Here is a 26024-nt window from a genome sequence, read left to right as displayed (position 1 = left end):
GTAAACAAAAAAGGAACTCAATTGAGTTCCTTTTTATAGTTCTATTAAATTCGCTTCAAAATAATCAGCGTTATAAGTTTCTTTGAAAAGTGCCTTCCTTGCTTGGTCTCCTGATTTAATAATCTTAGCTTTTGATTTAAAACATATCAATGCATGTAAATTTAGAGTTGTTAAATCGATTTTTGAGCCATAGAATTCAATTGTTGAAATTAGCTGTTTTGTAGCATCTTTTCTTTCTTTACTTCTATTCCTTGGTTTAACATCCTTAGATTCAATAAAAAAAAGATTATCTGCTTCAAATAAAGCCCAATCACATTTTTTAGAATTCTCGTTTTTCATCACACAGAATTCATTTTCAAGTAATATTATTTTTTTTGAGTTTTTATTTTCTATACAAAGATTCCAATAATCATCTTGTTCAACAAAATTTGTTTCATTGTCTTTAACATCTTCTAAATAATATACTTCTTCATTTAGAATTTTGTGGCAGTTGTCGTCAAAAGAATTTAAAAATTGCTCAGATGTCATATTGTATCCAATAATTTGTCAAATTCATCTGAAAAAGCGTCTGTGACACTATCAATCATGTTTTCTTTTATTAAGCCTAATTTATCATCCATAATTTTCTTTGCTTTTCCATTTTTTAACTCATAAGCAATGAAGTTTTTAGGATTCAACCAAGATTCTTTTTTTATTATTTTGCTTACTTCTTTTGGTTTTGCTATACCTTTTTCATGGGCTAATAATAAATTGTTTAATGAAGCAAGAACAAAAGGACTATGAGTAGTTATAATTAAATTCTTCCTATCAAATAGACAGTTTCCAACTAAATATTTAATTAATTCGTGTTGAGCTTTCGGGTATAAATTCAATTCAGGTTCTTCAACTACAAAATTAAAATTGTATTTGTCTTTTTGTGACTTAGCGTATTCAACCAAAAGTAAAATTGGAATGATGGACTGTAATCCAGATGCAGACTCTAATAAGTCAACTTTTTCTACTTCGTTATGATAGATATATGATGTTTTTCCTTCTCGCTTGTATTTGATTTTTTTGTCAATAATAGTTAGCGGAAGTTCTTTGATTGTGTGTAAAGCCTTTTCGTAATCTTGTCCACTTTCTAATAGATGTTTCGGAATTTGAACATTGTTGTTGATTAATCCTAGTGTGTTTTCAGCTATTAAATGTAAAAAAATCCTTTCTGTAGGAATGTACAATGAGTCAAATAAAAATACCCGAGGAAAAAGTGTTATCACGGTTTCGTAGAGTTCGATTAAATTGTCCACATTTTTTTCCTTATTTAAGAAATTTAATATTGTGTTTATATCGCTTTCTTCAATTGCAGGACGTTGTTTTGTTTTCCGTTGATTGACTATCTTTTGCAGTAAGTCGATCTTTTCTTGACTGTTAGAAAATAAATCAAAAAATATTTTTGGGTTATGACTTAGTGAATAATCTATATTCCAACATAGAGCATTTATAATTACTGGAAAAAGGATGTCTTTGTTTTTATCTCTGTCTTCTTTTGAAATAGTTTTTAAATGTGAAAGAATTTCTAAAGGAGTTCCCTTTTCAAATTGCCCATTTGTATATTCAAACTTAAAAGGGAAATTTATTGAAGAGCTTAAGTTGTCGTAGCTTATAAAAGTATCTTTTCTTAAGTAACTGAAAATATTATATTTTTTTAATTCGCCTTCAAAAGTTATTTTATGGTCTCTCCTGAAATTCTCATCCTCTAAAATGGAAAGTAACTTTGCTAATGTACTTTTACCCGAAGCTTGTGCTCCTATAAAAGTAACCATTTCCCTTACTTCGATAGCTATATCCTTTAGAGGTCCAAAATTTTTAACAATAAGTCTAGCTTTTTCCATTCTTCAAATGTAGGAAAATAAATATTATATAGGAAGCAGTGGTTTTAATTCAAAACCACTGTTTTATTCTCACCATCAATCACTACTTTAGTCAAACCATGTTTTGCTAATCCTTTCATGGCAGCATCCCATTTCTTACCGCTCAAAGCCGATTTTTCTTTCAACGTGCCTATAGGCTGATTGTTTTCTGATTTTAACAATTCGATGATCAATTTCTCTTCTTCCGTTAATTCCGGACCTTTTTTCTCCGGACGCATTTGCGGGAAGAACAATACTTCCTGAATCGATGCATTGTTGGTCAAGAACATGATCAAACGGTCCATACCAATTCCTAATCCGGATGTTGGTGGCATACCATATTCCAACGCTCTCAAGAAGTCTTCGTCGATAATACCGTTCGCTTCGTCATCACCTTTGGCAGCTAATGCCATCTGTGCTTCGAAACGCTCTCTTTGGTCAATTGGATCATTCAATTCAGAATACGCATTTGCAATCTCTTTACCACATACCATTAACTCGAAACGCTCAGTCAATTCAGGGTTGTCACGGTGTGATTTACACAATGGCGACATCTCTTTCGGATAATCGGTAATGAATGTCGGTTGGATGAAGTTACCTTCACATTTCTCACCAAAAATTTCATCAATCAATTTTCCTTTACCCATGGTTTCGTTCACATCGATACCCATGCCTTTAGCAGCTTCAAATAATTCAGCCTCGGTTTTTCCTGTAATGTCAAAACCGGTAAATTGTTTGATGGCATCGGTCATGGTAACACGTGCATATGGTGCTTTGAAATTCACTTTGTGCTCACCAAAAGTCGCTTCGGTAGTACCGTTAACTTGTTGTGCACAATATTCCAATAGGTTTTCAGTGAATTCCATCATCCAGTTGTAGTCTTTGTAAGCTACATAAATTTCCATTGCAGTAAATTCCGGATTGTGGGTTCTGTCCATTCCTTCGTTACGGAAGTTTTTCGAAAACTCATATACTCCGTCAAAACCACCCACGATTAATCTTTTCAGATACAATTCGTTGGCAATTCTCATGTATAAAGGAATGTCTAAACTGTTATGATGTGTGATGAACGGACGCGCCGCTGCACCACCTGGAATCGATTGCAATACAGGAGTTTCCACTTCCATATAACCGGCTTGGTTGAAGAACGTACGCATCGCAGTGAATAACTTGGTTCTCTTCATAAAAACGTCTTTCACCTGTGGGTTAACCACTAAATCCACGTAACGCATACGGTAACGCAATTCCGGATCCACAAAAGCATCAAATACTTTTCCTTCTTCGTCGGTTTTAGGCATCGGTAACGGGCGTAATGTTTTGCTCAAGAAAGCAAAATTAGTCACACGGATACATTGTGCGCCTACTTGCGTAGTGAACAATTCTCCTTCCACACCAATAAAGTCACCCAAGTCGGTCAATTTCTTGAATACTTGGTTGTATAAGGTTTTGTCTTCATCCGGACAAATCACGTCGCGGTTAAGATAAAGTTGAATTCTTCCTTCGCTGTCCTGCAATTCGGCAAAACAAGCTTTTCCCTGATCACGGTTACTCATCAAACGCCCAGCCACGATAACCTTCTTACCTTCCTCAAAGCTTTCCTTGATTTGCTTCGAAGTGTGGTTTACAGGATATAAATTAGCCGGATACGGATTGATGTTCAATTCACGTAACGCATTCAGTTTCTCTCTTCTAATGATTTCTTGTTCCGAAAGTTGCATAACATTATTTTTAAGCGTGCAAAGATAGGTATTAGTTATAAAGTTTCAAAGTCGAAAGTGATTAGTCCTTAGTCCGTAGATCTAAGTGGTCTAACAATCCAACAATCTAAGAAATCTAAGAAGTCTAAGAAGTCTAATCATGGCGTGACCACAAGGGTCGCGTGTTCCGCTCACTCGAGCGAAGCGAACAGGCGAAGCAATCTTTTATTCCGCTGCGCTACATAAAAGGATGCCGCTGCACCCGCTCACGCAAACAAAATTATCGTTTTTTGTGAAATTTAAAACTACAAAAAGACTTTTTGCTCCTGTCAAGAGAATTTTTGTTACTGACAAAAGATTTTTTGCTCCTGTCAAAAGACTTTTTATTCCTGTCAGAAGACTTTTTATTCCTGTCAAAAGATTTCTTCTTCCTGTCATGTGACTTTTCGTTCCTGTCAACTGACTTTTCGTTCCTGACAAAAGAATTTTTCTTCCTGTCAATAGAATTCTTACTCCTGACAAAATGAATCCAACAATCGAACAATCGAATAATCGAACCATCCAATGAAAACTTCTTCCTGCCAAGTGACTTTTAACTTCCGTTCTTGTGATTTTATTTTTGGAATTTTGTTTTTGGAATTTGGAATTTGGAATTTGGAATTTCGCTTTCGACTATCTTATTTGTATCTTTGGCAAAACTAAATTTGAAATGAAAAGATTATTTATAGTATTTGCTTTTGCCTTCAGTTTGGCGAGTTGTACATTTACAGAAGAAATAACCATCAACCCCGACGGAACTGGAAAGTATAATTTAGGTATGGATGGATCAGCATTGATGGCTATGATGCCTAAAGATTCTGCTGCAACTACTAAAAACATGGATTCAACATTTACGTTCAAAGAATTGTTCGATGCAAAAAAAGACAGCATTGCAAAGATGTCTCCAGAAAAACAAGCTAAAATTAAAAACCTGGAAAATTTCATTGTAAAAATGAAAATGAATTATGACACCAAAGAATTTTTGTTTTCATTGAATTCCAGTTTTAAATCGGTAGCCGATTTGCAAAACGTTTTGAACGATTTATCAGAAGTGCAAAACATGGCAAAAGGGAGCCAAGGTAATAGTCCGGTAGGAGCAATGGATACGTTTAGTGGAAATGGTGCCAATATCAAATACGCTTACGACGGAAAAAAATTCAGTCGAAAAGCAATGATTGATAAATCGCTTATGAAAAAAATCAACAAAGATTCTTTGGAGGCTTATAAAGCTATTTTTGAATCTTCTAAATATGTAATCAAATATCATTTTCCTAAACCGGTTAAAAAAGTGTCCAATAAAACGGCCTTGTTTTCTGAAGATAAAAAAACAATCACCATCGAGTATGCTTTTAATGAGTATATGAACGAACCGGAGAAATTAAACTTCGAAGTGGAATTTGTAAAATAACAACCATGAATAAAAAAGTCCAGCTTCAAGATCTCGGTAATAAAGACTATAAAGATACTTGGGATTATCAGGAAAAGGTTTTTGCCGATATTGTTGCTCAAAAAATAGAAAAAAGAAACAACCCGGATATTGAAACACCCAATCACTTTCTTTTTGTAGAACATCCGCATGTGTATACTCTGGGAAAAAGTGGAGACATGAGTAATTTGCTGTTGTCCGAAAAACAACTCGAAGAAAAAGGAGCTACATTTTATAAGATTAACAGAGGTGGTGATATTACGTATCATGGACCGGGTCAAATTGTGGGGTATCCTATTTTGGATTTGGAAAACTTCTTTACCGATATCCATAAATACTTACGTTTATTGGAAGAAGCTATCATATTAACTTTAGCGGATTATGGTCTGCAATCGGAACGAAGTGAAGGAGAGACCGGAGTGTGGCTTGGAGTGGGAACGCCATTTGCAAGAAAAATATGCGCGATGGGAGTGAGAGCTTCCCGTTGGGTAACCATGCATGGTTTTGCTTTGAATGTAAATGCTAACTTAGGTTACTTTGATAATATCATTCCTTGTGGTATAAAAGGGAAAGCGGTTACATCGCTCCATGTGGAATTGGGTAGAGAAGTGGATGAAGAAGAAGTAAAGAAAAAAATAGTACAGCATTTTGCTCATTTGTTTGAAGCAGAAATGGTATAAATCAAAAGAGACTCAAAGAGTCTCTTTTTTTATAATTCTAATTTCAGTTGTTCCGGTAATAAACGGAAAGACATTCTATGGTATTTTGTCGGACCGTATTTGGCAATTGCGGCTCTGTGGTCTTTGGTTGGATAGCCTTTGTTTTTGTTCCATCCGTACATTGGGAATTCTTCATGAATGCGATTCATATATTCGTCTCGGTACGTTTTGGCTAAAACCGATGCGGCTGCAATGCTTAGGTATTTACTGTCGCCTTTTACGATGGTGTTGTAAGGAATTCCGTTAACGGGTTTAAAACGGTTACCGTCCACAATAATATGTAATGGGGTGGGTGTTAGTTTTAAAATGCATTCTTGCATCGCTTTAATGGAGGCATTTAGGATATTGATCTCGTCAATAATTTTGGGCTCTAAATGGGTTACTGCAAAAGAAATCGCTTTTTCTTCAATTAAAGGCTTAAGATTTTCTCTGATTTTCTCCGATAATTGTTTGGAATCATTCAGTTTTGGTACTGAAAATCCCTCGGGGAGTAGAATTGCAGCTGCGGTTACTGGTCCGGCCAAACAACCACGTCCGGCTTCGTCTGTGCCACATTCTAATGCATTATTTGTAAAACTTTGGAGTAACATGAACTTAATTTTAGCAAAAATATACTTTTTAACGCAACCTTTTGAAAATATTGGTATCATAATACTAAAATCATTGTACAAATGATTGCGGTTCGGCAAATTTTTTAACTTAAATAAATAGTAATATTCCGAAGTATTATTTGGTAGTTTAAGAAATAATTAAGAAGTTTGCGGAATAACTAACTCAAATAAAAATAATATGAGATCAAAGTTCAAATGGATTTTTACGCTGTTATTGGCGTTTACAATGCAGTTTTCTTTTGCTCAAGAGAAAACTATTACGGGAGTGGTATCTGATGCTTCAGGTCCGATTCCGGGTGCTAACGTTGTTGTTCAGGGAACAAATCGTGGAGTACAAACCAATTTTGATGGAAGTTATTCTATCAAAGCGAAAGAGGGTGAAAAATTAGTTTACTCTTTTATGGGTATGAATGACGTTGTGAAGACAGTAGGTGCTTCTAGTGTTATTAATACAACATTGCAAGATGATACAACTCAATTGAAAGAGGTTGTAATTACAACTGCTGTGGGTATTAAGAGAAAGAAAGCGGCTATTACGTCTACTTACTCAACTGTTAACAATGATGAGTTGAAAGCAGCAAATAACCCAGACGCAGTTAGAGCTTTAGTTGGTAAAGTATCGGGTGTAACTATCAATGCTACAGCTAATGGTGTAGGTGGTGGTAACTCTATCCGTGTACGTTCAATGTTGTCTTTAACAGGTAATACTGAGGCTTTAGTGGTAATTGATAACGTTATTTCAACTGCTGATGTTTTAGCTTCATTGCCAGCTGATGCAATCCAAAACGTTACTGTATTAAAAGGAGCTCAAGGAGCTGCATTATACGGTTCGCAAGGTAAGCAAGGGGTTGTGGTTGTTACAACTAAAAAAGGTGCTCAAAATGATAAGTTTACTGTTGGTATCAACACTTCTGTTGATTTTGAAGAAATCAACTTCGTTCCTGAAAGACAGCAAAGATATGGTCAAGGATGGTACGGAGCTTGGGATCCACAAGAAAATGGTGGATGGGGTGAATTATTTGATGGTTCAATCAGACAAGTAGGTTTGCCTGATGCAAATGGAGATATAATTGAAGCTCCTTACAAGTCTCTTGGAAATGATGAGATTAAAAAATTCTATCAACAAGGTCAAATCTATCAAAACAACATCAACGTAAGTGCTGGTGGTGCTGATGGTTTCGTAAACTTGAACTTAGGTAACTTAAGAAGAGATTTCATCTTAGAAGGTGATAATTTAAATCGTAATACTGTTGTATTAAATGCTGGTAAAAAAGCTGGTAAATTAACATTAGGTGGTACATTTACTTTGACTAACCAAAAAGTAAACCAAGCTGACGTTAATGCTGCTACAAGCCGTGCGGATTATACTTTATTGACTAACTTATTACAGACAGCTTCAAACGTTCCTATCGAATTGTTTAAAAACAGAGGTATCTATGGTTGGAATGGTTACTACCAAAATCCATGGTTAGCTAAAAAAGTTAATAGATTAGAGAATGTTGATAACTTCGTAAATACAGGTATCAATGCTTCATATGAAATTAACAAAAACTGGTCAGTTTCTTATGCTGGTTCATACCAAATGAGAAATAACGTTCAAGAGACGCATGCAGATGATTTCGCTTCTCCTGATACTGCTGATGGTGGATTTGCGAGTGGTTCAAACTACTTCCAATCAACTTTGAACTCTAATTACTACTATGGTGACTTATTATTGAACTTCAACTATGACTTAACTGACAAAATTGGATTCAAAGGTAATTTAGGTCACAACATGCAGTATAACATGAATGAAAGAAGATCTCAGGGTGGTTTCAACTTAGCTATTCCTGGTTTCTACCATATCACAAGTGTACTTGATCCAGAAAACCCTTCAAGATTGGTTAACAGAAAAATCATTACTAAAACTGTTGCAGGTTTTGCTAACTTTGATTTTAACTATGAGGATTATTTATTCTTAAATGCTACTGCACGTTATGAAGGTAATAGTGTTGCTGCAAGAGGAAATCAATTTTACTTCTATCCATCTGTTGGAGCTTCATTTGTTCCTACAAAAGCATTTGATGGTTTAAAAGATAGTAAAATTAGTAACATTAAATTGTTTGCTAACTACACTAAAATCGGTTCGTTAGATCCAGTAGCTGCTTATGATGTATTATCATTAGCTGCGGTATCTACTAACTTCCCTTATCCTGCTACAGGAACTTCTTATAACAACTTAACTGCTATTGTAGATCCAGCTATCAAACCTGAGATTTATACAACTTTAGAAGCTGGTGTTAATTTAGGTTTCTTAAAAGATAGAATTACTTTAGATGTATCTGCTTACAAAACAAATACTACTGATTTGATTACTGATACTAGTGTTAGTTCAACAACAGGTTTAACTACTAAGAAAACTAACAATGGTGAATTAGAGGCTAAAGGTATTGAGGTTGATTTAGGATTTATGCCTTTCAACAGCGAGAAATTCAAATGGAACACAAGATTATCTTACACTGCGAATGATACTAAAGTAATTGATTCTGGTGATTCTGATAAAATTGTATTATTTGACGGTGGTAACTCTCCAGTAGATTTCGATATCTCTGCAGTTCAAGGTCAATCTTTCCCTTACATCACTGGTACTGATTGGATTAGAGATGATCAAGGAAGAGTAATCTTAAATTCAGAAGGTCGTCCAACTGTTGATGCTACTTTCAAAAACTTAGGTAGAGCTACTCCTAAATATATCTTAGGTTTAACTAATAGTTTTGATTACAAAGGAATTGGTTTATCATTCACTATGGATTACAGAACAGGTCACTACTTTATTTCTCAAACGAAATATAACTTAACTTGGAATGGTCACTTGGTTGATACAGCAGAATTCGACAGAAACGTTGGTTTCTTAATGCCGAACTCTTCAATTCCAGATCCATCTAGTCCTGGTAATTATATTGATAATACGGCAGTGTTAACTGGAGGTTTCTCTACTTCAACAGGTGTTGCTAACCGTACTCAAGATTACTTCGGTAAAGCTGCAGGTTTAGGTTCATTCAACATTACAGATGCAACTGCTTTCAAAATTAGAGAGATTGCATTAAGCTATACTTTACCTAACAAAATGATTGAAAAAACTGGTTTAACTTCTTTCAAAGTAAGTGTTAATGCTAGAAATCCTTTCATTTGGTTAGCTGATGACAACAAAGGATACGCAGATCCTGAGGCTACTAGCCAGGTTAATGCTAATACTTCTGTAGCTGCTAGAACAGCAAATGGTACTTTAACTAATACTTCAAGAAATGGTTTAGGATTTATTGGTGACGGTCAATATCCTTCAACTAGAACTGTTGGTTTCTCAATTAACGCGTCATTTTAATTTTTAAAATTAAATTTATGAAAAAAATACTTTTAACGGCTTTAACTGCATTTACGCTTTTCTCTTGTGAGGATTACTTGAGCGTAAATGAAGATCAGTCTAATAGACCAGACTTTAACTTAATTGCTCCTAACCAAATGTTAGCGGGTGCCTTGGTAGGATACGGAAATCACCAAAATGTTACTTTAAATGATTTTGGTAATAGAATGTCTTATTTCTGGGGATTAAATACTGGTTTTACAAGTACTGACCCTGCTTATGATTACAACTTTGATAGTAGTAGTTATAATGGATTGTTTAACAACTCTTATTTAGTTGCTGATAACTTTCAAGATATTATAGATAAACAATCTACATATCCTAACTTTGAATACCATGTAGGTATTGCTAAGATATTCAAGGTAATGTGTATGGATTATGTTACTGCTTTGTATGGTGACGTTCCTTACTCTCAAGCATTGAATGATAATATTTCTTATCCAGCTTACGATGATGATAAGGCTATTATTCCTGCTTTATTTGCAGAATTGGATGAAGCTCGTGCTTTATTGAATACTACAAATCCTAATGTACACGTTTTAGGTGATGAGGATGTTGTTTTCCATGGAGATATGGATCAATGGAATAGATTTTTAAATACTGTAGAGTTGAAATTAGCTTTGCGTTTGTCTAATACAACAGATGCTGCTTTAGTTACTTTGAGAAATACAAGATTTGCAGGTTTAAATGCTAATCCTAATTTCATCAATGCTGATGTAGCTTACAATCCTGGATTTAACATTGCAGTAGGTCAAAGAAACCCTGTGTTTGCACAATGGGGATTAGATGCTGCTTTAGGTGCTTGGACATCTCCAAATAGAGCTATGGCTGCTGGTGATTTTGCTGCTCGTTTAGTAAACGGAACTATGAATGATGCTAACATTACTACAGGTATTGTTGATCCTCGTAGAGGTAGAATGTTTACACTTAGCCCAGTTGTTGGTAATGTTCAAGGTAATTTCCCAACATCTGAAATCTCAAGATTTGGTTCTTTCTACTTTGGTAGAACTGGAGCTAATGCTGACGATGCTAACAATAATGCTGCTATTAGAGATGCATATATCATGCAAGTTGCTGAGGCAAGATTCCTAGAGGCTGAAGCTATTCAACGTGGTTTCTTAACTTCTGGAACTGCTCAAGCTAAATTCTATGAAGGTATCAATGCTTCTTTCGCTTTCTACAGCAGAAGTTGGGGATCTTTAGCGCTTGCTGCTTTAAATCCTGCTACTTACATTGCTAATACTGAAGCTAATAATGGTTTAGGATGGACTGGTTCTACTAACAAAATCAGTGCAATCATGACCCAAAAATACTTGGCTTTAGGTAACTGGCACGGTATTGAATTATATTTAGATCATTTAAGAACTGGATTCCCTGTATTACCTTTACCTGTTTCAGTTATTGGTAGAACTCACAGACCTTACAGATTAGTTTACCCTTCAAGAGAGTATTCTACAAACAGTTCTAATGTTCCTTCTGTAAGTTTAGATGAGTGTTTTTCTAACAATCCTAAAACACCTTACTTCTTACAAAACTAATTTTGTAATATATAGTTTGAAAACTCCCGCTAATGCGGGAGTTTTTTTATGCTTTTATTTTAAGTTCATTTGTGTATTTTTGCATTGATGAAGAAACTTCTTATACTTTTACTACTTTTCACTTCATTTTGTGTATTCGCACAAGATGGAGAACTACCGATTCAAAAGGATACTCTTAGAAAATCACTCAGAGGGAAAGTGAGTAACTTGCCCAAAGCCTCGCACAATATGTATAAAATCTATACTATTGAAAAAGATAGTGTTTATGTAGATACATCCCTTACTGTGGGTTCAGATTATAAATTCAATTATCTGAGGAAAGATAATTTTGGATTGTTGCCGTTTAATAATGATGGGCAAACATATAATACCCTTCATTTTGGATTGGATCGTTTTGATGTAAAACCAAAATTTGGATATAAAGCAAAGTATTTTAATTATTACGATTCTGAGGACATAAAGTATTATTCTGTTGCAACTCCATTAACTGAGCTTTATTTTAAAACTACACTCGAGCAAGGACAAAGTGTCGATGCCTTCATTACATTGAATACTTCTAGGAATCTTAATATGTCCATCGGTTATAAAGGTTTGCGTTCCCTAGGGAAATATGTCAACTCTTTAGCTAGTAATGGTAATTTTGTGTTTACAACCAGTTATCATACGAGGAACAATAGATACAATGCCAATATACATTTTGCTGGGCAGGATTTTCTGAATAATGAAAATGGAGGTTTGTTAAATAAAGCTGATTTCGAATCCGAAGACCCCGAATTTCAACAACGCTCTAGATTAGAAGTTAATTTTGAAGACGCCTCATCCGTTTTGAAAGCCAAACGCTATTTTGTTGATCATACTTTTAGAGTGAATAGAAAAGATACTACGAATACTATATTGTTTGATCATCAATTCAGCTATGAAACTAAGTTCGCAGAATTTAAAAAAACTACCACCACAGAAAAATTTGGCGACGCATATGTAGCTAATAACTATAGTGATTTTGTAAAGTCAAATGATATGTACAATAGAGTTGGAGCAACTTTTTCCAATTCTTTGGTAGGTAAATTCAATGTGTTTGTTGAAAATTACCAATACAATTATTTCTACGATCGATATACTCTTTCCGGGAATCAGGTTGTAATCCCTAATGCGATCCATAACCAACTGAATGCAATTGGAGGGAAATATTTTTACGAGAAAAATAAGATTAAAGGATACGGATTGTTTTCTAAGGCAATTTCAGAGCAAACTTTTTCGAAGTTGGAATTGTTTGCACGTTATCGTTTTAATGAAAAAAATTCATTTACTGCGCTATACCAAAACCTTAGTAAAGTGCCAAATTTGAATTTTACGTTATTACAAAGTGATTTTATTCATTACAATTGGTACAATAGCTTCAACAATGAGAAAATAAATAATTTCAAGTTCAATGCTACTACGCTATGGGGAATTGCTGAGGCCCAATTAACGACACTGAATGACTATCTGTATTTTAGTAATGATGATTTTACAGGAGAAAAAATATTGGTAACACCTAAGCAATACGGTAAAACAATTGGTTATTTGTCTGTGAAAGCTCAGAAAGAATTTAAATTTGGAAAGTTCGGTTTAGATAATACGGTTTTATTTCAGCAAGTGACTCAGGAAGATCCGATTTTGAATGTTCCTAAATTTGTTACTCGAAATACATTCTATTTCTCAGACCATGTGTTTAAAAAAGCGATGTTATTGCAAACAGGAATTACTTTTCAATATTTTACTGCCTATCATGCTAATTCCTACAATCCGTTATTGTCTGAATTTTATGTTCAAAACACTGAAAAAATTGGCACCTTTCCGTTAATGGATTTCTTTGTAAATGCGCGCGTACGTCAAACACGTATCTTCTTAAAAGCCGAGCATTTTAATTCAAGTTTTACGGGGAATAAATTTTATTCAGCTCCTAATTACCCTTATAAGGATTTCGTGATTCGTTTCGGATTGGTTTGGAACTTTTTCCAATAAGTTTTTTGAATAGTTATGGCGTGACCACAAGGGTCGGGCTGTTCTCTGTATCTTTAGTTGCGGATTTGCTTAGGCAAATCCGCAACTAAAGGATGCCGTTTCCATCCCTCACGCATTTTCAGGTTAATTTCAAAAATCGATTTCAATTTTCTACCTTTGTACCAACAAAAAACAATAAAAAATGCAATACGCAAAAAACATATTGGAAACTATTGGGAACACGCCATTAGTAAAATTAAATAAAGTAACCGCCGAAGTAGATGCGCTTGTGTTGGCAAAAGTGGAAACCTTCAATCCGGGAAATTCAGTTAAAGACCGTATGGCTGTAAAAATGATCGAAGATGCTGAAGCGGATGGTCGTTTGAAACCAGGAGGTACAATTATCGAAGGAACATCTGGAAATACAGGAATGGGATTGGCATTAGGTGCTATCGTAAAAGGCTATAAATTGATTTGTGTAATTTCAGATAAACAATCAAAGGAAAAATGTGATATACTACGTGCAGTTGGCGCTAAAGTTGTTGTGTGTCCTACCGATGTCGAGCCAACAGATCCTCGTTCGTACTATTCGGTTTCTAAGCGACTAGCGGAAGAAACGCCTAATTCTTGGTATGTGAATCAATACGATAACCCTAGTAACGCAATTGCGCATTATGAACAAACCGGACCAGAAATCTGGGAACAAACGGAAGGGAAAATAACGCACTTTGTTGTGGGAGTTGGAACAGGCGGTACTATTTCAGGTGTGGCTAAATATTTGAAAGAGAAAAATCCAAATATCAAAATATGGGGAATTGATACCTATGGTTCTGTTTTTAAAAAATACCACGAAACGGGAATTTTTGATGAAAACGAAATTTATACTTATATTACAGAAGGTATTGGAGAAGATATTTTACCTAAAAATGTTGACTTCTCATTAATTGATGGATTTACAAAGGTAACGGATAAAGATGCGGCAGTTTATACACGTAAAATCGCTTTGGAAGAAGGAATTTTTGTAGGTAACTCTGCTGGAGCTGCAGTAAAAGGATTGCTACAACTTAAAGAACATTTTACGAAAGACGATGTCGTAGTAGTTTTGTTTCACGATTCTGGAAGTCGTTATGTGGGTAAAATGTTTAATGATGATTGGATGCGTGAAAGAGGATTCTTGGAAGAAGATATTACTAAGGCGGAAGATTTAATCAAAGAACATATCGACAAACCATTAATTACTGTAAGAACAGAGGAATTGGTTTCACATGCTATCGAACGCATGCGTAAATATAAAATTTCTCAAATTCCGGTTATCGATGTGAACGGTTTTGTTGGTTCTGTTGATGAATCGGATTTATTCCAAAGTTTTATTGCAGATAAAAATACGGCCGATAAACCTATTCGTGAGGTGATGGGAGCGCCATTTCCAATAGTTAAGTTAGGTGCTCCGGTTGAAGAAGTGTCTAAGTTGATTAATAAAGACAATCAAGCAGTTTTGGTTGAATTGGGAAATAACAAATTCCATATCATTACCAAACATGATATTATTAATTCGATAAAGTAATGGTAGATACATAATCAGGAAAACCTTCAAGCAGTAAAATGTTTGGAGGTTTTTCTTTTTTGTGTTACATTTGAATTGATTATAAGCCTTTTAGTTTTTTATACGCCACATTATGAAAGAAGATTTTTTGCACTACGTATGGCAACACAAGAAGTTTGCCCTCTCCGGATTGAAAACTGCACAAGGAGATTTCCTTCAGATTTTAAACACTGGTTATTCACTTCAACAAGCTGGTCCCGATTTTTTCAACGCTCAAATTGTGATTGGAAATCAAAAATGGGCTGGAAATGTCGAAATTCATCTAAGTTCCTCCAACTGGTATTCACATCGGCATGAAAGTGATCTAAATTATGATAATGTGATTCTTCATGTTGTCTGGAATCATGATGCTGAAGTTTTTAGAAAAGACAATTCGGAAATTCCGGTTTTAGAGTTACGAAATTATGTTTCTTTGGAGCTGATGAATCAATACCAGCAATTAAGATCCAAAAAATCATGGATTAATTGTGAGAATAGTATTCGTACAATTCCGCAGTTTGTGATGTTGAATTGGGAAGAACGATTGTTTTTTGAACGTTTAGAACGTAAAATGCAGCCCATTACTGCTTTACTTCGAGGAAATCAAAACAATTGGGAAGCTACACTTTTTTGTTTGTTGGCTAAAAATTTCGGATTGAACGTAAATGGAGAGGCATTTATAGCAATTGCTAAAGCAATCCCTTTTTCGGTAATTCGCAAAGAAGCATTTGATGTTCAGTATTTAGAAGCGTTGTTTTTTGGACTTGTTGGTATATTACCTCAAAATTCACAAGATAATTATGTGAAAGAACTGAAGGATTTGTTTGATTATTTGACCATAAAATACCAGTTGGAAACAATAAATTTTCAACCGGTAACTTTCTTTAGGTTGCGACCCGATAATTTTCCCACTATTCGATTGGCACAATTGGCAATGCTATACCATCAACAACGAAATCTATTTGCAAAAGTGATTCAAGCGAAATCTCCAAATGATTTTTATGCCATTTTTGATGTTTCAGTTTCCGATTATTGGCTTGTGCATTATAATTTTGAAAAGAGATCCAAGCAAAAGGGAAAGGTGCTTTCAAAAGCATTTATTGATCTTTTAGTGATTAATGCAATTGTGCCTTTGCAGTTTGCTTATGGGAAAAGTATAGGAAAAGATGTTTTAGAAGATCCAATCAGTATCTTAGAACGAATAGAGCCGGAGGAAAATTCCATTATTTTAAAGTTTAGAGAATTTGGTCTTGAACCACGCAACGCTCTTGAATCGCAAGCATTGTTGCAGCTAAAGAATGAATATTGTGATACCAACAGGTGTTTGCAATGTGCTGTAGGTATTGAACTTTTAAAAAATTAAAAATTTGTGTAGTTTTACACATCACTAAACAAAAAAATTATGTCATTTGTTCTAAAATTAAAATACTACTTCGAAGAACAAGGTTTTCATATCGCTTCACGTTTAGCTGAAAAGTTAGGAATGAGAACGAATAGTGTTCGCCTTTTCTTTATTTATATATCTTTTGTAACTGCGGGTTTGTGGTTTGGAGTATATCTGACAATTGGATTTATTATTAAGCTGAAGGATTTAATCCGAGCCAAAAGAAGTTCTGTATTCGATTTGTAATCATGCCTTTTACCTATTATTTTAAATTTAACAGAGAGCAACGCATCGGTTTGTTTTTTCTGGTAGGATTGATTATTGTATTGTATTCGGTCCTGTATTTTGTTGATTTTTCACCGGAATCCAATATTTCAAAAGAAGAACAACAATGGGTTTCATTGCAATCAGAAACGGATTCCCTTAAGGCGCTTCCAAAGGACGACGGCTATAAAATTTATCCTTTTAATCCTAATTTTATAACTGACTTTAAAGGTTATAAATTGGGTATGAATGTTAACGAAATAGATCGATTACTGACTTTTCGTAAAGCAGGTAAATTCGTGAATTCTCCCGAAGAATTTCAGGCAGTGACTAAAGTGTCGGATTCGCTATTGGCTGTAATTGCTCCCTATTTTAAATTCCCTGAATGGGTTAAAAACAAGCGTAGTTATGTAGAAGGGTATTCGAAAACGAATTATAGTTCTTTTGAGAGAAAGGAAAGGAATAGTGTAGTCTTGGATATTAATCAAGCAACAAAAGAAGATTTGATGAAGATTTATGGGATTGGAGATGCTATATCGGATAGAATTCTGAAGCAAAAAGAAGTATTTGGAGGTTTTGTAGATATGAATCAAATGGACGATGTCTGGGGATTGTCTCCAGAGGTAATTGCCGAACTTCATAAGAATTTTAAAATTACGACAGTTCCTTCAGTTCCTAAAATTGACATCAATAATGAATCGGTTAAAAACCTTGCGAAATTCCCTTATTTCAGATATGCATTGGCGCGTGAAATAGTGACGTTCAGAAGTATGAACAATGGTATTCATTCTGTTGAGGATTTGATAAAAATTAAAGGCTTTCCAGTTGAAAAAGTCAAAATTATTGCGCTATATTTGGACTTCAAATAAAATAACACGACAATTTTAAAAATAACCAGTTTTTATCTATCATGAATTCAATATACTTTACAGAAGAACATCAATTATTTAGAGAGAGTTTACGCGATTTTTTACATAAAGAAGTAGTGCCACACATTGAGAAATGGGAAAAAACTGGTACTATAGAACGTTTCATTTGGAAGAAATTCGGTGAAATGGGCTTTTTTGGATTGCGCTATTCTGAAAAGTACGGAGGTTTAAACTTGGATTTGTTTTATACTGTTGTTTTTTTAGAAGAACTTCAAAAAATAAAATCCTCAGGTTTTGCTGCGGCAATGTGGGCACATGCTTATTTGGCAATGACGCATCTGAATGCAGAAGGTAGTGAGCAAATCAAACAAGATTATTTAGTGCCAAGTATCAATGGAGATAAAATAGGTGCATTGTGTATTACAGAACCTTTCGGAGGGAGTGATGTAGCAGGAATGCGAACCACAGCTGTGAAAAAAGGGGATAAATATGTAATCAACGGATCGAAAACATTTATTACAAATGGTGTTTATGCTGATTATTACGTAGTTGCAGCGAAAACAAGCCCAGAGCTTGGAAATAAAGGAATCAGTATGTTTTTGGTAGATACCAGTCTTTCTGGAATAACAGCAACCAAACTAGATAAATTAGGATGGAGAGCATCAGATACTGCTGAAATCTCATTTGATAATGTTGAAATTCCTGAAGAATATTTGATGGGAGAAGAAGGAAAAGGTTTTCCATACATTATGCAACATTTTGCTTTTGAGCGATTGATTATGGCAATTAATGCACATGCAAGAGCAGAATATGCTATTGACTATACAATCGATTATATGAATCAACGTGAAGCATTTGGAACAAAGATTAATAAGTTTCAAGCTTTACGACATACAATGGTTGAGCACGCTACCGATGTAGAACATTGTAAAGTATTTAATTATGCCGCTGTTGCTAGATTGGATAAAGGGGAATATGTGGTTAAAGAAGCTACTATGGCTAAATTGAAATCTACAAAAGTGGCTGATGAAACAATTTATAGTTGTCTTCAAATGCTTGGAGGTTATGGTTATATGGAAGAGTATCCGCTGGCTCGTCTTTTAAGAGATAGTCGTTTAGGTCCAATCGGAGGGGGTACTTCAGAGATTCTTAAAGAAATTTTGTCCAAAATGATTATTGACAATCAAACGTATAAACCTGCCGTTGAATAATTGCTTCATGACTGAAAATCGAAAAAAGTTTACAAAAGCCAGGAATTTCCCTGGCTTTTTTTATTCTTCAATAACCATACTTTCAGGATTAGCACCCAGTTCTATTAACAGAGTGGTAATGTTTTTTACAAAATCGGATGGGCCGCAAACGTAAAAATGTTGATTGAAATTGGTGATGTAATCTATAAGAAAATTGCGATCAATTCTTCTTTCTTTGAAGCCGACAATATTTTCTCGGGTATAGACTTTTAAATACTCATTCCTGAACATTTTTTTTAATTCTTCATCTGCAATGACATCTTTTGATGTCTTATTGGTGTAAATTAGTTTGTTGCCGAAAAGTTTATTTTGTTTGTAAAGAGCTCTAAATATGGCTAGGAAAGGGGTGATGCCTGTGCCTGCGGCTATAAAAGTCCCTTTGCCTTGGTATTGTAATGTGCCGAATGGTTCTTGGATGATTAACTCATGTCCAATGTTGGTTTTTTCTAATGTTTTGGTAACACCTTCATGATCTCTGTAAATTTTGACCATAAACTGGAGGTATTTGTCTTCTGCCAAGCTTGTAAAGGTAAATGGTCTGAATTCTTTTTCCCAATTGTCCAATTTGATGGCTACATCTGTGGCTTGTCCGGGAATATAGTTGTAGTTTTCTGGCTTTTCCACAATGAAACTCTTTACGTCGTGAGTAATGTAGAAGGTCTGTAAAACTTTTACGATATGATTGCTCATGGGGTTAGGAATTGATATTCATAAAGTTAAAGAATTTTATTGTGATTTACGGTATTGTTGTGCGTGCTTTGAAATATTTCGAAATATATATTTTGTAATCCAAAATAAAGTTATAAGTTTGCACCCGTAAATGAGAGGAGGTGTCTAGATTATGTTAATTATACCAATTAAAGACGGAGAAAATATCGACAGAGCGCTTAAGCGTTACAAACGTAAATTCGATAAAACTGGAGTTGTAAGACAGTTGAGAAGTCGTCAGGCTTTCACTAAACCTTCTGTTACAAGAAGAGCACAAATCCAAAAAGCTCAGTATATCCAAGGATTAAGAGATAGCTTAGAAAGTTAGTAGTTAATTTTCTGGTAATATAAATCGTTAGTTGTAGAAGTTTTGTACTTTTATGCTAACGATTTTTTTATGCATAATAATCTCCAAAAATTCCAGGATTACTTACTTAAAGAAAAGAACTATTCTGTTCATACCTCATTGGCTTATGGGAAGGATTTAGAATTTTTCCAGCAATTTCTTAAAGCAAATTTTGATGGAACACAGTTGGAAGAAGTTTCTTATTCACTTGTAAGAAGCTGGATAGTGTCAATGGTTGATGAAGGGATTTCTAACTCGTCAATTAATCGTAAGATGGCATCTCTTAAGTCATTTTACAAATTTTTGTTGAAGACCAAGCAGATAGAGAATAGTCCTTTGTCTAAGCATAAGGCTTTGAAAACACCAAAAAAAATACAGATTCCATTTTCGGAAGATGAATTGGATAAAGTTTTGACTCATGTGGTGTATAAAGAGGGTTTTGAAGGGATTCGAGATAAATTGATTATTGATATGTTTTATTCGACTGGGATTCGTCGTTCCGAATTGATTGGATTGCAGATGAAAAATATTGATTTAGCAGCAAATCAAATTAAGGTTTTAGGAAAACGACAAAAAGAACGTATTATTCCCTTGCTTCCGTTGATGATAACTCAGCTTAATTTGTATTTAAGTGAAAGAAAAGTTGTAAAAACGATACATGATGAGGATTATTTATTTTTATTATCGAATGGAAATAAATTGAATGAAACGTTTGTGTATCGATTAATAAATCATTACTTTAGTAATGTATCTGAGAAAGTAAAAAGGAGTCCTCATATGTTGCGACATACGTTTGCTACCCACATGCTTAATCATGGTGCCGATTTGAATTCGATTAAAGAATTGTTAGGGCATTCAAGTCTTGCGTCAACCCAAGTTTACACCCATTCAAGTTTAGCTGAACTTAAAAATGTTTACCAAAATGCGCATCCGCGAAACCTGAAATGATTCTTTATAATGTTTAACCAAAATTTTAATATTATGAAGGTAAATGTTCATGCAGTTAATTTCAACATTGATAAAAAATTAATCGATTTTATTGATGAGCGAGTGAATAAATTAGAAAAATTTTATGACAGAATTGTTTCGGCTGACGCTTTTTTGAAGGTTGAACAGACTAGTGAGAAAGAAAATAAAATTGTAGAGTTGAAAGTAATTGTACCAGGTGACGAGTTTATCGTGAAGAAGACCTGTAAAACTTTTGAAGAGGGGGTGGATTTGTCAATTGAAGCGCAAGAAAGATTGCTTGTTAAGCGAAAAGAAAAGTTGAGAGCACATGCCTAAATAAATTTTTCAGAAAAAAGTTTTGATTAATAAAAATAATACATACATTTGCAGTCCGTTAGAAATAGCGGACTTTTTTAATGAGTCGCCGGTGTAGCTCAGCTGGCTAGAGCAGCTGATTTGTAATCAGCAGGTCGTGGGTTCGAGTCCCTCCATCGGCTCAATTTTCTCACTTTTAATCGGTTACGATTAAAATGAGTTTTTGAAATATTGTTTTAAGGTTAGGGGAGATACTCAAGCGGCCAACGAGGACGGACTGTAAATCCGTTGGGAAACCTTCGCAGGTTCGAATCCTGCTCTCCCCACAAAGTTTTTGAGTGAAAATTTTATCAAGCTTGCTTGAATAAAATTTTGAAAAAAAAACTTTGAGTGCCGATTTATCGGTACAGGATCACAAAGTTTGCTTTGTAGTCCTTTAAAAAAGGAAGAGGGAATTCAGATTTCTGGATTCTAACTTCTGAACTCACAAAAGCCGGTGTAGCTCAGGGGTAGAGTGCTTCCTTGGTAAGGAAGAGGTCACGGGTTCAAATCCCGTCATTGGCTCAAATTAGTTTAAATTTTTGAACACTAATATATAACTAAGATTAAAAATTAAGTAAAATGGCAAAAGAAAGTTTTAATCGTTCGAAACCGCACTTAAATATCGGTACTATCGGACACGTAGATCACGGAAAAACTACTTTGACTGCTGCAATCACTAAAGTATTATCTGATGCAGGTTACTGTCAAGCAAAATCGTTTGATCAAATCGATAACGCTCCTGAGGAGAAAGAAAGAGGTATTACAATTAATACATCTCACGTAGAGTATGAAACAGCTAACCGTCACTACGCTCACGTTGACTGTCCAGGTCACGCGGATTACGTTAAGAACATGGTTACTGGTGCTGCTCAAATGGACGGTGCTATCTTAGTAGTTGCTGCTACAGATGGTCCAATGCCACAAACTCGTGAGCACATCCTTTTAGGACGTCAGGTAGGTATTCCTCGTATCGTTGTATTCATGAACAAAGTGGATATGGTTGACGATGCTGAGTTATTAGAATTAGTAGAGATGGAAATCAGAGATTTGTTATCTTTCTATGAATATGATGGAGATAATGGTCCTGTTGTTCAAGGTTCTGCTTTAGGAGGATTAAACAACGATCCAAACTGGGTACCAAAAATCATCGAATTAATGGAAGCTGTTGACAACTGGATTGAAGAGCCAGTTCGTGATAACGAAAAACCATTCTTGATGCCAGTTGAGGACGTATTTACAATTACAGGTCGTGGTACAGTTGCTACAGGTCGTATCGAAACAGGTGTTGCTAACACTGGAGATCCAGTTGAAATCATCGGTATGGGTGCTGACAAGTTAACTTCTACTATTACTGGGGTTGAAATGTTCCGTAAAATCTTAGATAGAGGTGAAGCTGGAGATAACGTAGGTTTATTATTGAGAGGTATTGATAAAGCTGATATCCGTCGTGGTATGGTTATTTGTAAACCAGGATCTGTTAAGCCACACGCTAAATTCAAAGCTGAGGTTTATATCTTGAAAAAAGAAGAAGGTGGTCGTCACACTCCATTCCATAACAACTACCGTCCGCAGTTCTACGTTCGTACAACTGACGTAACAGGTACAATTTCTTTACCTGCAGGTGTAGAGATGGTAATGCCAGGTGATAACTTAACTATTGATGTAACTTTATTGAACCCAATTGCATTAAACGTAGGTTTACGTTTCGCTATCCGTGAAGGTGGTAGAACAGTTGGTGCTGGTCAGGTTACTGAAATTGTAGAATAATTACAATTCACTAAATAAGAATTAGCGTCGTTGCACGACGGCGCTAATTTTATAACATACGGGCGTAGTTCAAGGGTAGAATAGCGGTCTCCAAAACCGTTGATGGGGGTTCGAATCCCTCCGCCCGTGCAAAAATAAAATAGGATGAATAAAGTTACTAATTACATATCAGAAGCTTTCGAAGAGTTAAAGTCAAATGTAACTTGGCCAACATGGGAAGAAGTGCAAAAACTTACAGTGGTAGTTGCAGTTTTTTCTGTGATTTTTGCTTTAGCTACATGGGGTGTGGATACAGTTTTCGCAAAAGCAATTGCTGGTTTTTTTAACTGGATAAAAGGATAATTTTTGTTATGGCAGAAGCTGGTGTTAAGAAATGGTATGTTGTAAGAGCTGTAAGCGGACAGGAAAACAAGGTTAAAGCTTATATTGAGCAGGAAATTAATCGTGTTGGAATGGCTGACTACATTTCTCAGGTATTGGTTCCAACTGAAAAGGTGGTTACTGTACGTGATGGAAAGAAAATCAGCAAGGATAAGGTTTATTTTCCTGGTTATGTAATGATAGAAGCTAATTTAACAGGTGAAATTCCTCACATCATCAAATCGATTACTGGTGTAATTGGTTTTCTAGGTGAAGTTAAGGGAGGGGATCCTGTGCCTTTGCGTTTGTCTGAAGTGAATCGTATGTTAGGTAAGGTAGATGAGTTGGCGACAACTGTTGATCATGGAGCTATACCTTATACATTAGGGGAAACTGTAAAAGTTACTGACGGTCCTTTCAATGGTTTCAATGGAACGGTTGAAAAAATCAATGAAGAAAAGCGTAAACTTGAAGTGATGGTGAAAATTTTTGGAAGAAAAACACCATTGGAGTTAAGTTTTATGCAAGTAGAAAAAGTATAAATTTTTGTTACATATAACTCACATCAATCGCTTCCAATTGATAGATGTGCTAAATTTTTAAACAATGGCTAAAGAAGTTAGTAAAGTAGTTAAACTACAAGTAAAGGGAGGTGCTGCGAACCCATCGCCACCGGTTGGACCTGCTTTGGGAGCTGCTGGGGTTAACATCATGGAGTTCTGTAAGCAGTTCAATGCTAGAACACAAGATAAACCTGGCAAAGTATTACCAGTACAAATTACTGTGTATAAAGACAAATCGTTTGATTTTGTTGTTAAAACTCCACCTGCTGCAATTCAATTATTAGAAGCTGCAAAATTAAAATCAGGTTCAGGAGAGCCTAATCGTAAAAAAGTTGCAAGTGTATCTTGGGACCAGATTAAGACTATCGCTGAAGATAAAATGCCTGATTTAAATGCGTTCACAATTGAAAAAGCAATGAGCATGATTGCTGGAACAGCTAGATCTATGGGTATAACTGTAACTGGAGAATCTCCTTTAAATTAAGAAGAAATGGCAAAATTGACGAAAAAGCAAAAAGTTGCTGCTTCAAAGATTGAAAAGAATAAATTGTATTCTTTAAAAGATGCTTCTGCATTAATCAAAGAAGTTGCTGCTGCAAAATTTGATGAATCAGTTGATATCGCTGTTAAATTAGGAGTAGATCCTCGTAAAGCGAATCAAATGGTTAGAGGTGTGGTTTCATTACCTCACGGAACTGGTAAAGACATGAGAGTATTAGCATTAGTAACGCCGGATAAAGAGGCTGAAGCTAAAGCTGCTGGTGCTGATCACGTTGGATTAGATGACTATTTACAAAAAATCAAAGACGGTTGGACAGATGTTGACGTTATCGTTACTATGCCTGCAGTTATGGGTAAATTAGGTCCATTAGGTCGTATTTTAGGACCACGTGGTTTAATGCCAAACCCTAAAACTGGTACTGTTACTATGGAAATTGGTAAAGCAGTAGAAGAGGTGAAATCTGGAAAAATCGACTTTAAAGTTGATAAAACTGGTATCGTTCACGCTGGAATTGGAAGAATATCTTTCGATGCTCAAAAAATCCAAGAGAACGCGCACGAAATTATTCAAACATTAATTAAATTAAAACCAACTGCTGCAAAAGGTACTTATATTAAGTCTATTCACTTATCAAGTACAATGAGTCCGGCTATCGCTTTAGATCCTAAAGCAGTATAATTGGTAGTTAAAAATTTTTGATATGACAAGAGAAGAAAAATCAATCGCTATTGGAGATTTAACTGCACAATTAGCTGGAGCAAATATCGTATACCTTGCGGATATTTCTGGTTTAAATGCAGATACTACTTCAAATTTAAGAAGAGCTTGCTTCAAAGCAGGAATCAAATTGGAAGTTGTTAAAAATACCTTGCTTGCTAAAGCAATGGAAGCTTCTGATAAAGAATTTGGTGAATTACCATCTACTTTAAAAGGGAACACTTCAATCATGATTGCTGATATAGCAAATGCTCCTGCAAAAATTATTAAAGAATTTCGTAAAAAAGGTGAAAAACCAGTTTTAAAAGGTGCTTTCATCAATGACGAAATCTACATTGGAGATAATCTATTAGAATCGTTAGCTTCACTTAAATCGAAAGAGGAAGTTATCGGAGAAATCATTGGATTACTTCAATCGCCTGCTAAACGTGTACTTTCTGCATTATTAAACAATGCTGAAACTAAAGGTGAAGCAGCAGAATAAATTGCGCACAAATAAATTATATAATTACAAATCATTTTAAAAGATAGAAAAAATGGCAGATTTGAAACAATTCGCAGAACAATTAGTTAACTTAACAGTTAAAGAAGTTAACGATTTAGCTACAATCTTAAAAGACGAGTATGGAATCGAGCCAGCTGCTGCTGCTGTAGTAGTTGCTGCAGGTGGAGGTGAAGCTGCTGCTGAAGAGCAAACAGAATTCACTGTAGTATTGAAAGATGCTGGTGCTTCTAAATTAGGAGTTGTTAAAGCGGTTAAAGAATTAACTGGTTTAGGTCTTAAAGAAGCTAAAGATTTAGTTGATGCTGCTCCAACAAACGTTAAAGAGGCAGTTTCTAAAGATGAGGCTGAAGGTCTTAAGAAAGCTTTAGAAGAGGCTGGAGCTGTTGTTGAGGTTAAATAATTTCACATAGTTTAGAATACAGGTTTAGGCCTTTGAGTACTTTACTCAAGGCCTAAACCATTTTTCGTTTAATAAAATTATCGTATTTTTTTTCTACCATAATTTTGGAATCGAAAGTTTTTAAATCAACACGAAGACAAAAATAAAGCTTTACTTCATTTTATTTTTTAGAGATGTGTTGGTTATAAAAAGAAGTATAA

26 protein-coding genes and 4 tRNA genes are annotated in these 26024 nt (G+C 35.0%); 24 read left to right on the top strand and 6 right to left on the bottom strand.

Annotated elements, in window-relative coordinates; genetic code table 11:
• Positions 1-33: 33 nt before the first annotated feature.
• The 4 genes from ACS8MM_RS09955 to ACS8MM_RS09940 all read right to left on the bottom strand — a co-directional run bounded on the left by ACS8MM_RS09955 (position 34) and on the right by ACS8MM_RS09940 (position 4171).
• Positions 34-528 (bottom strand): hypothetical protein, encoded by a 495-nt coding sequence (locus tag ACS8MM_RS09955; RefSeq protein WP_379716080.1) that lies wholly within the window; start codon positions 526-528, stop codon positions 34-36.
• Positions 525-1871, bottom strand: a complete 1347-nt coding sequence (locus ACS8MM_RS09950; protein ID WP_379716077.1) for an AAA family ATPase — start codon at positions 1869-1871, stop codon at positions 525-527. Before ACS8MM_RS09950 ends, ACS8MM_RS09955 begins: the two co-directional genes overlap by 4 nt.
• A gap of 44 nt (positions 1872-1915) precedes the next feature.
• Positions 1916-3607: a lysine--tRNA ligase gene (gene lysS / locus ACS8MM_RS09945; RefSeq protein ID WP_379716074.1), complete on the bottom strand. Its 1692-nt coding sequence runs from the start codon at positions 3605-3607 to the stop codon at positions 1916-1918.
• A 204-nt stretch (positions 3608-3811) separates the two neighbouring features.
• A complete protein-coding gene (locus ACS8MM_RS09940) occupies positions 3812-4171 on the bottom strand; it encodes a hypothetical protein (RefSeq protein ID WP_379716071.1) in 360 nt (119 codons plus the stop codon).
• A gap of 124 nt (positions 4172-4295) precedes the next feature.
• On the opposite strand from ACS8MM_RS09940, the gene ACS8MM_RS09935 reads away from it, so the two are divergent.
• Positions 4296-5033 carry a hypothetical protein gene (locus ACS8MM_RS09935; protein WP_379716068.1) on the top strand — a complete coding sequence of 246 codons (738 nt, stop codon included), beginning with the start codon at positions 4296-4298 and terminating at the stop codon, positions 5031-5033.
• A 5-nt stretch (positions 5034-5038) separates the two neighbouring features.
• Complete coding sequence (lipB, locus tag ACS8MM_RS09930; protein ID WP_379716065.1) at positions 5039-5731, top strand: lipoyl(octanoyl) transferase LipB; 693 nt, start codon at positions 5039-5041, stop codon at positions 5729-5731.
• Between the two features lie 29 nt (positions 5732-5760).
• On the opposite strand, the gene ACS8MM_RS09925 is transcribed toward lipB, so the two are convergent.
• Complete coding sequence (locus ACS8MM_RS09925; RefSeq protein ID WP_379716062.1) at positions 5761-6360, bottom strand: ribonuclease HII; 600 nt, start codon at positions 6358-6360, stop codon at positions 5761-5763.
• A 199-nt stretch (positions 6361-6559) separates the two neighbouring features.
• On the opposite strand from ACS8MM_RS09925, the gene ACS8MM_RS09920 reads away from it, so the two are divergent.
• The 8 genes from ACS8MM_RS09920 (at position 6560) to ACS8MM_RS09885 (ending at position 18612) form a co-directional block, all read left to right on the top strand.
• Entirely contained in the window at positions 6560-9742 is a 3183-nt protein-coding gene (locus ACS8MM_RS09920; protein ID WP_379716059.1) for a SusC/RagA family TonB-linked outer membrane protein, read from the top strand.
• 17 nt (positions 9743-9759) lie between these two features.
• Positions 9760-11319 carry a SusD/RagB family nutrient-binding outer membrane lipoprotein gene (locus tag ACS8MM_RS09915; RefSeq protein WP_379716056.1) on the top strand — a complete coding sequence of 520 codons (1560 nt, stop codon included), beginning with the start codon at positions 9760-9762 and terminating at the stop codon, positions 11317-11319.
• An 87-nt stretch (positions 11320-11406) separates the two neighbouring features.
• Positions 11407-13323, top strand: a complete 1917-nt coding sequence (locus ACS8MM_RS09910; protein WP_379716053.1) for a putative porin — start codon at positions 11407-11409, stop codon at positions 13321-13323.
• A 181-nt stretch (positions 13324-13504) separates the two neighbouring features.
• A complete protein-coding gene (locus ACS8MM_RS09905) occupies positions 13505-14866 on the top strand; it encodes a pyridoxal-phosphate dependent enzyme (protein WP_379716050.1) in 1362 nt (453 codons plus the stop codon).
• Positions 14867-14978: 112 nt separating this feature from the next.
• The gene (locus tag ACS8MM_RS09900; RefSeq protein ID WP_379716047.1) at positions 14979-16247 is read left to right on the top strand and encodes a DUF2851 family protein; all 1269 of its coding nucleotides are present in this window, start codon (positions 14979-14981) and stop codon (positions 16245-16247) included.
• Positions 16248-16286: 39 nt separating this feature from the next.
• Entirely contained in the window at positions 16287-16514 is a 228-nt protein-coding gene (locus ACS8MM_RS09895; protein ID WP_379716044.1) for a PspC domain-containing protein, read from the top strand.
• 2 nt (positions 16515-16516) lie between these two features.
• Positions 16517-17401, top strand: a complete 885-nt coding sequence (locus ACS8MM_RS09890; RefSeq protein WP_379716041.1) for a ComEA family DNA-binding protein — start codon at positions 16517-16519, stop codon at positions 17399-17401.
• 41 nt (positions 17402-17442) lie between these two features.
• Positions 17443-18612: an acyl-CoA dehydrogenase family protein gene (locus ACS8MM_RS09885; protein WP_379716038.1), complete on the top strand. Its 1170-nt coding sequence runs from the start codon at positions 17443-17445 to the stop codon at positions 18610-18612.
• 60 nt (positions 18613-18672) lie between these two features.
• On the opposite strand, the gene ACS8MM_RS09880 is transcribed toward ACS8MM_RS09885, so the two are convergent.
• Positions 18673-19341 carry an FAD-binding oxidoreductase gene (locus ACS8MM_RS09880; protein ID WP_379716035.1) on the bottom strand — a complete coding sequence of 223 codons (669 nt, stop codon included), beginning with the start codon at positions 19339-19341 and terminating at the stop codon, positions 18673-18675.
• Positions 19342-19492: 151 nt separating this feature from the next.
• On the opposite strand from ACS8MM_RS09880, the gene rpsU reads away from it, so the two are divergent.
• The 14 genes from rpsU (at position 19493) to rplL (ending at position 25824) form a co-directional block, all read left to right on the top strand.
• Positions 19493-19687 (top strand): 30S ribosomal protein S21, encoded by a 195-nt coding sequence (gene rpsU, locus ACS8MM_RS09875; protein ID WP_250601025.1) that lies wholly within the window; start codon positions 19493-19495, stop codon positions 19685-19687.
• A 69-nt stretch (positions 19688-19756) separates the two neighbouring features.
• Positions 19757-20653 (top strand): tyrosine-type recombinase/integrase, encoded by an 897-nt coding sequence (locus ACS8MM_RS09870; protein WP_379716031.1) that lies wholly within the window; start codon positions 19757-19759, stop codon positions 20651-20653.
• Positions 20654-20686: 33 nt separating this feature from the next.
• The gene (gene hpf / locus ACS8MM_RS09865; protein ID WP_379716028.1) at positions 20687-20989 is read left to right on the top strand and encodes a ribosome hibernation-promoting factor, HPF/YfiA family; all 303 of its coding nucleotides are present in this window, start codon (positions 20687-20689) and stop codon (positions 20987-20989) included.
• Between the two features lie 87 nt (positions 20990-21076).
• Positions 21077-21150, top strand: a tRNA-Thr gene (locus ACS8MM_RS09860).
• A 63-nt stretch (positions 21151-21213) separates the two neighbouring features.
• Positions 21214-21294 (top strand) — tRNA-Tyr (locus ACS8MM_RS09855).
• A gap of 166 nt (positions 21295-21460) precedes the next feature.
• A tRNA-Thr gene (locus tag ACS8MM_RS09850) sits at positions 21461-21532 on the top strand.
• Between the two features lie 57 nt (positions 21533-21589).
• Positions 21590-22777: an elongation factor Tu gene (gene tuf / locus ACS8MM_RS09845; RefSeq protein WP_264543454.1), complete on the top strand. Its 1188-nt coding sequence runs from the start codon at positions 21590-21592 to the stop codon at positions 22775-22777.
• A gap of 58 nt (positions 22778-22835) precedes the next feature.
• Positions 22836-22906 (top strand) — tRNA-Trp (locus tag ACS8MM_RS09840).
• Between the two features lie 15 nt (positions 22907-22921).
• Positions 22922-23119 (top strand): preprotein translocase subunit SecE, encoded by a 198-nt coding sequence (gene secE, locus ACS8MM_RS09835; RefSeq protein ID WP_379716024.1) that lies wholly within the window; start codon positions 22922-22924, stop codon positions 23117-23119.
• An 8-nt stretch (positions 23120-23127) separates the two neighbouring features.
• Positions 23128-23679 carry a transcription termination/antitermination protein NusG gene (nusG, locus tag ACS8MM_RS09830; protein ID WP_379716021.1) on the top strand — a complete coding sequence of 184 codons (552 nt, stop codon included), beginning with the start codon at positions 23128-23130 and terminating at the stop codon, positions 23677-23679.
• A gap of 64 nt (positions 23680-23743) precedes the next feature.
• Positions 23744-24184 carry a 50S ribosomal protein L11 gene (rplK, locus tag ACS8MM_RS09825; RefSeq protein ID WP_379716018.1) on the top strand — a complete coding sequence of 147 codons (441 nt, stop codon included), beginning with the start codon at positions 23744-23746 and terminating at the stop codon, positions 24182-24184.
• Positions 24185-24190: 6 nt separating this feature from the next.
• Complete coding sequence (gene rplA / locus ACS8MM_RS09820; RefSeq protein WP_379716015.1) at positions 24191-24880, top strand: 50S ribosomal protein L1; 690 nt, start codon at positions 24191-24193, stop codon at positions 24878-24880.
• 22 nt (positions 24881-24902) lie between these two features.
• Positions 24903-25403, top strand: coding sequence for a 50S ribosomal protein L10 (gene rplJ, locus ACS8MM_RS09815; RefSeq protein WP_379716012.1), 501 nt, complete (start codon positions 24903-24905; stop codon positions 25401-25403).
• Between the two features lie 52 nt (positions 25404-25455).
• Positions 25456-25824 carry a 50S ribosomal protein L7/L12 gene (gene rplL, locus ACS8MM_RS09810; RefSeq protein ID WP_379716009.1) on the top strand — a complete coding sequence of 123 codons (369 nt, stop codon included), beginning with the start codon at positions 25456-25458 and terminating at the stop codon, positions 25822-25824.
• The last annotated feature ends 200 nt before the right edge of the window (positions 25825-26024 follow it).

Origin of the sequence: Flavobacterium sp. MAHUQ-57 (genome assembly GCF_051908335.1) — a bacterium.
Taxonomy (GTDB): Bacteria; Bacteroidota; Bacteroidia; order Flavobacteriales; family Flavobacteriaceae; genus Flavobacterium.
This window is presented reverse-complemented; position numbering and strand designations above follow the sequence as displayed.

What these genes read in the sequence shown, in the direction of transcription:
- ACS8MM_RS09925 (WP_379716062.1), bottom strand. Translation starts at nt 6,360, where the DNA reads ATGTTACTCCAAAGTTTTACAAATAATGCATTAGAATGTGGCACAGAC.
- hpf (WP_379716028.1), top strand. Translation starts at nt 20,687, where the DNA reads ATGAAGGTAAATGTTCATGCAGTTAATTTCAACATTGATAAAAAATTA.
- lysS (WP_379716074.1), bottom strand. Translation starts at nt 3,607, where the DNA reads ATGCAACTTTCGGAACAAGAAATCATTAGAAGAGAGAAACTGAATGCG.
- ACS8MM_RS09915 (WP_379716056.1), top strand. Translation starts at nt 9,760, where the DNA reads ATGAAAAAAATACTTTTAACGGCTTTAACTGCATTTACGCTTTTCTCT.
- ACS8MM_RS09955 (WP_379716080.1), bottom strand. Translation starts at nt 528, where the DNA reads ATGACATCTGAGCAATTTTTAAATTCTTTTGACGACAACTGCCACAAA.
- tuf (WP_264543454.1), top strand. Translation starts at nt 21,590, where the DNA reads ATGGCAAAAGAAAGTTTTAATCGTTCGAAACCGCACTTAAATATCGGT.
- secE (WP_379716024.1), top strand. Translation starts at nt 22,922, where the DNA reads ATGAATAAAGTTACTAATTACATATCAGAAGCTTTCGAAGAGTTAAAG.
- ACS8MM_RS09920 (WP_379716059.1), top strand. Translation starts at nt 6,560, where the DNA reads ATGAGATCAAAGTTCAAATGGATTTTTACGCTGTTATTGGCGTTTACA.
- lipB (WP_379716065.1), top strand. Translation starts at nt 5,039, where the DNA reads ATGAATAAAAAAGTCCAGCTTCAAGATCTCGGTAATAAAGACTATAAA.
- ACS8MM_RS09870 (WP_379716031.1), top strand. Translation starts at nt 19,757, where the DNA reads ATGCATAATAATCTCCAAAAATTCCAGGATTACTTACTTAAAGAAAAG.
- rplA (WP_379716015.1), top strand. Translation starts at nt 24,191, where the DNA reads ATGGCAAAATTGACGAAAAAGCAAAAAGTTGCTGCTTCAAAGATTGAA.
- ACS8MM_RS09895 (WP_379716044.1), top strand. Translation starts at nt 16,287, where the DNA reads ATGTCATTTGTTCTAAAATTAAAATACTACTTCGAAGAACAAGGTTTT.
- ACS8MM_RS09880 (WP_379716035.1), bottom strand. Translation starts at nt 19,341, where the DNA reads ATGAGCAATCATATCGTAAAAGTTTTACAGACCTTCTACATTACTCAC.
- ACS8MM_RS09910 (WP_379716053.1), top strand. Translation starts at nt 11,407, where the DNA reads ATGAAGAAACTTCTTATACTTTTACTACTTTTCACTTCATTTTGTGTA.
- rpsU (WP_250601025.1), top strand. Translation starts at nt 19,493, where the DNA reads ATGTTAATTATACCAATTAAAGACGGAGAAAATATCGACAGAGCGCTT.
- ACS8MM_RS09890 (WP_379716041.1), top strand. Translation starts at nt 16,517, where the DNA reads ATGCCTTTTACCTATTATTTTAAATTTAACAGAGAGCAACGCATCGGT.
- rplL (WP_379716009.1), top strand. Translation starts at nt 25,456, where the DNA reads ATGGCAGATTTGAAACAATTCGCAGAACAATTAGTTAACTTAACAGTT.
- ACS8MM_RS09905 (WP_379716050.1), top strand. Translation starts at nt 13,505, where the DNA reads ATGCAATACGCAAAAAACATATTGGAAACTATTGGGAACACGCCATTA.
- rplJ (WP_379716012.1), top strand. Translation starts at nt 24,903, where the DNA reads ATGACAAGAGAAGAAAAATCAATCGCTATTGGAGATTTAACTGCACAA.
- nusG (WP_379716021.1), top strand. Translation starts at nt 23,128, where the DNA reads ATGGCAGAAGCTGGTGTTAAGAAATGGTATGTTGTAAGAGCTGTAAGC.
- ACS8MM_RS09935 (WP_379716068.1), top strand. Translation starts at nt 4,296, where the DNA reads ATGAAAAGATTATTTATAGTATTTGCTTTTGCCTTCAGTTTGGCGAGT.
- ACS8MM_RS09900 (WP_379716047.1), top strand. Translation starts at nt 14,979, where the DNA reads ATGAAAGAAGATTTTTTGCACTACGTATGGCAACACAAGAAGTTTGCC.
- rplK (WP_379716018.1), top strand. Translation starts at nt 23,744, where the DNA reads ATGGCTAAAGAAGTTAGTAAAGTAGTTAAACTACAAGTAAAGGGAGGT.
- ACS8MM_RS09885 (WP_379716038.1), top strand. Translation starts at nt 17,443, where the DNA reads ATGAATTCAATATACTTTACAGAAGAACATCAATTATTTAGAGAGAGT.
- ACS8MM_RS09950 (WP_379716077.1), bottom strand. Translation starts at nt 1,871, where the DNA reads ATGGAAAAAGCTAGACTTATTGTTAAAAATTTTGGACCTCTAAAGGAT.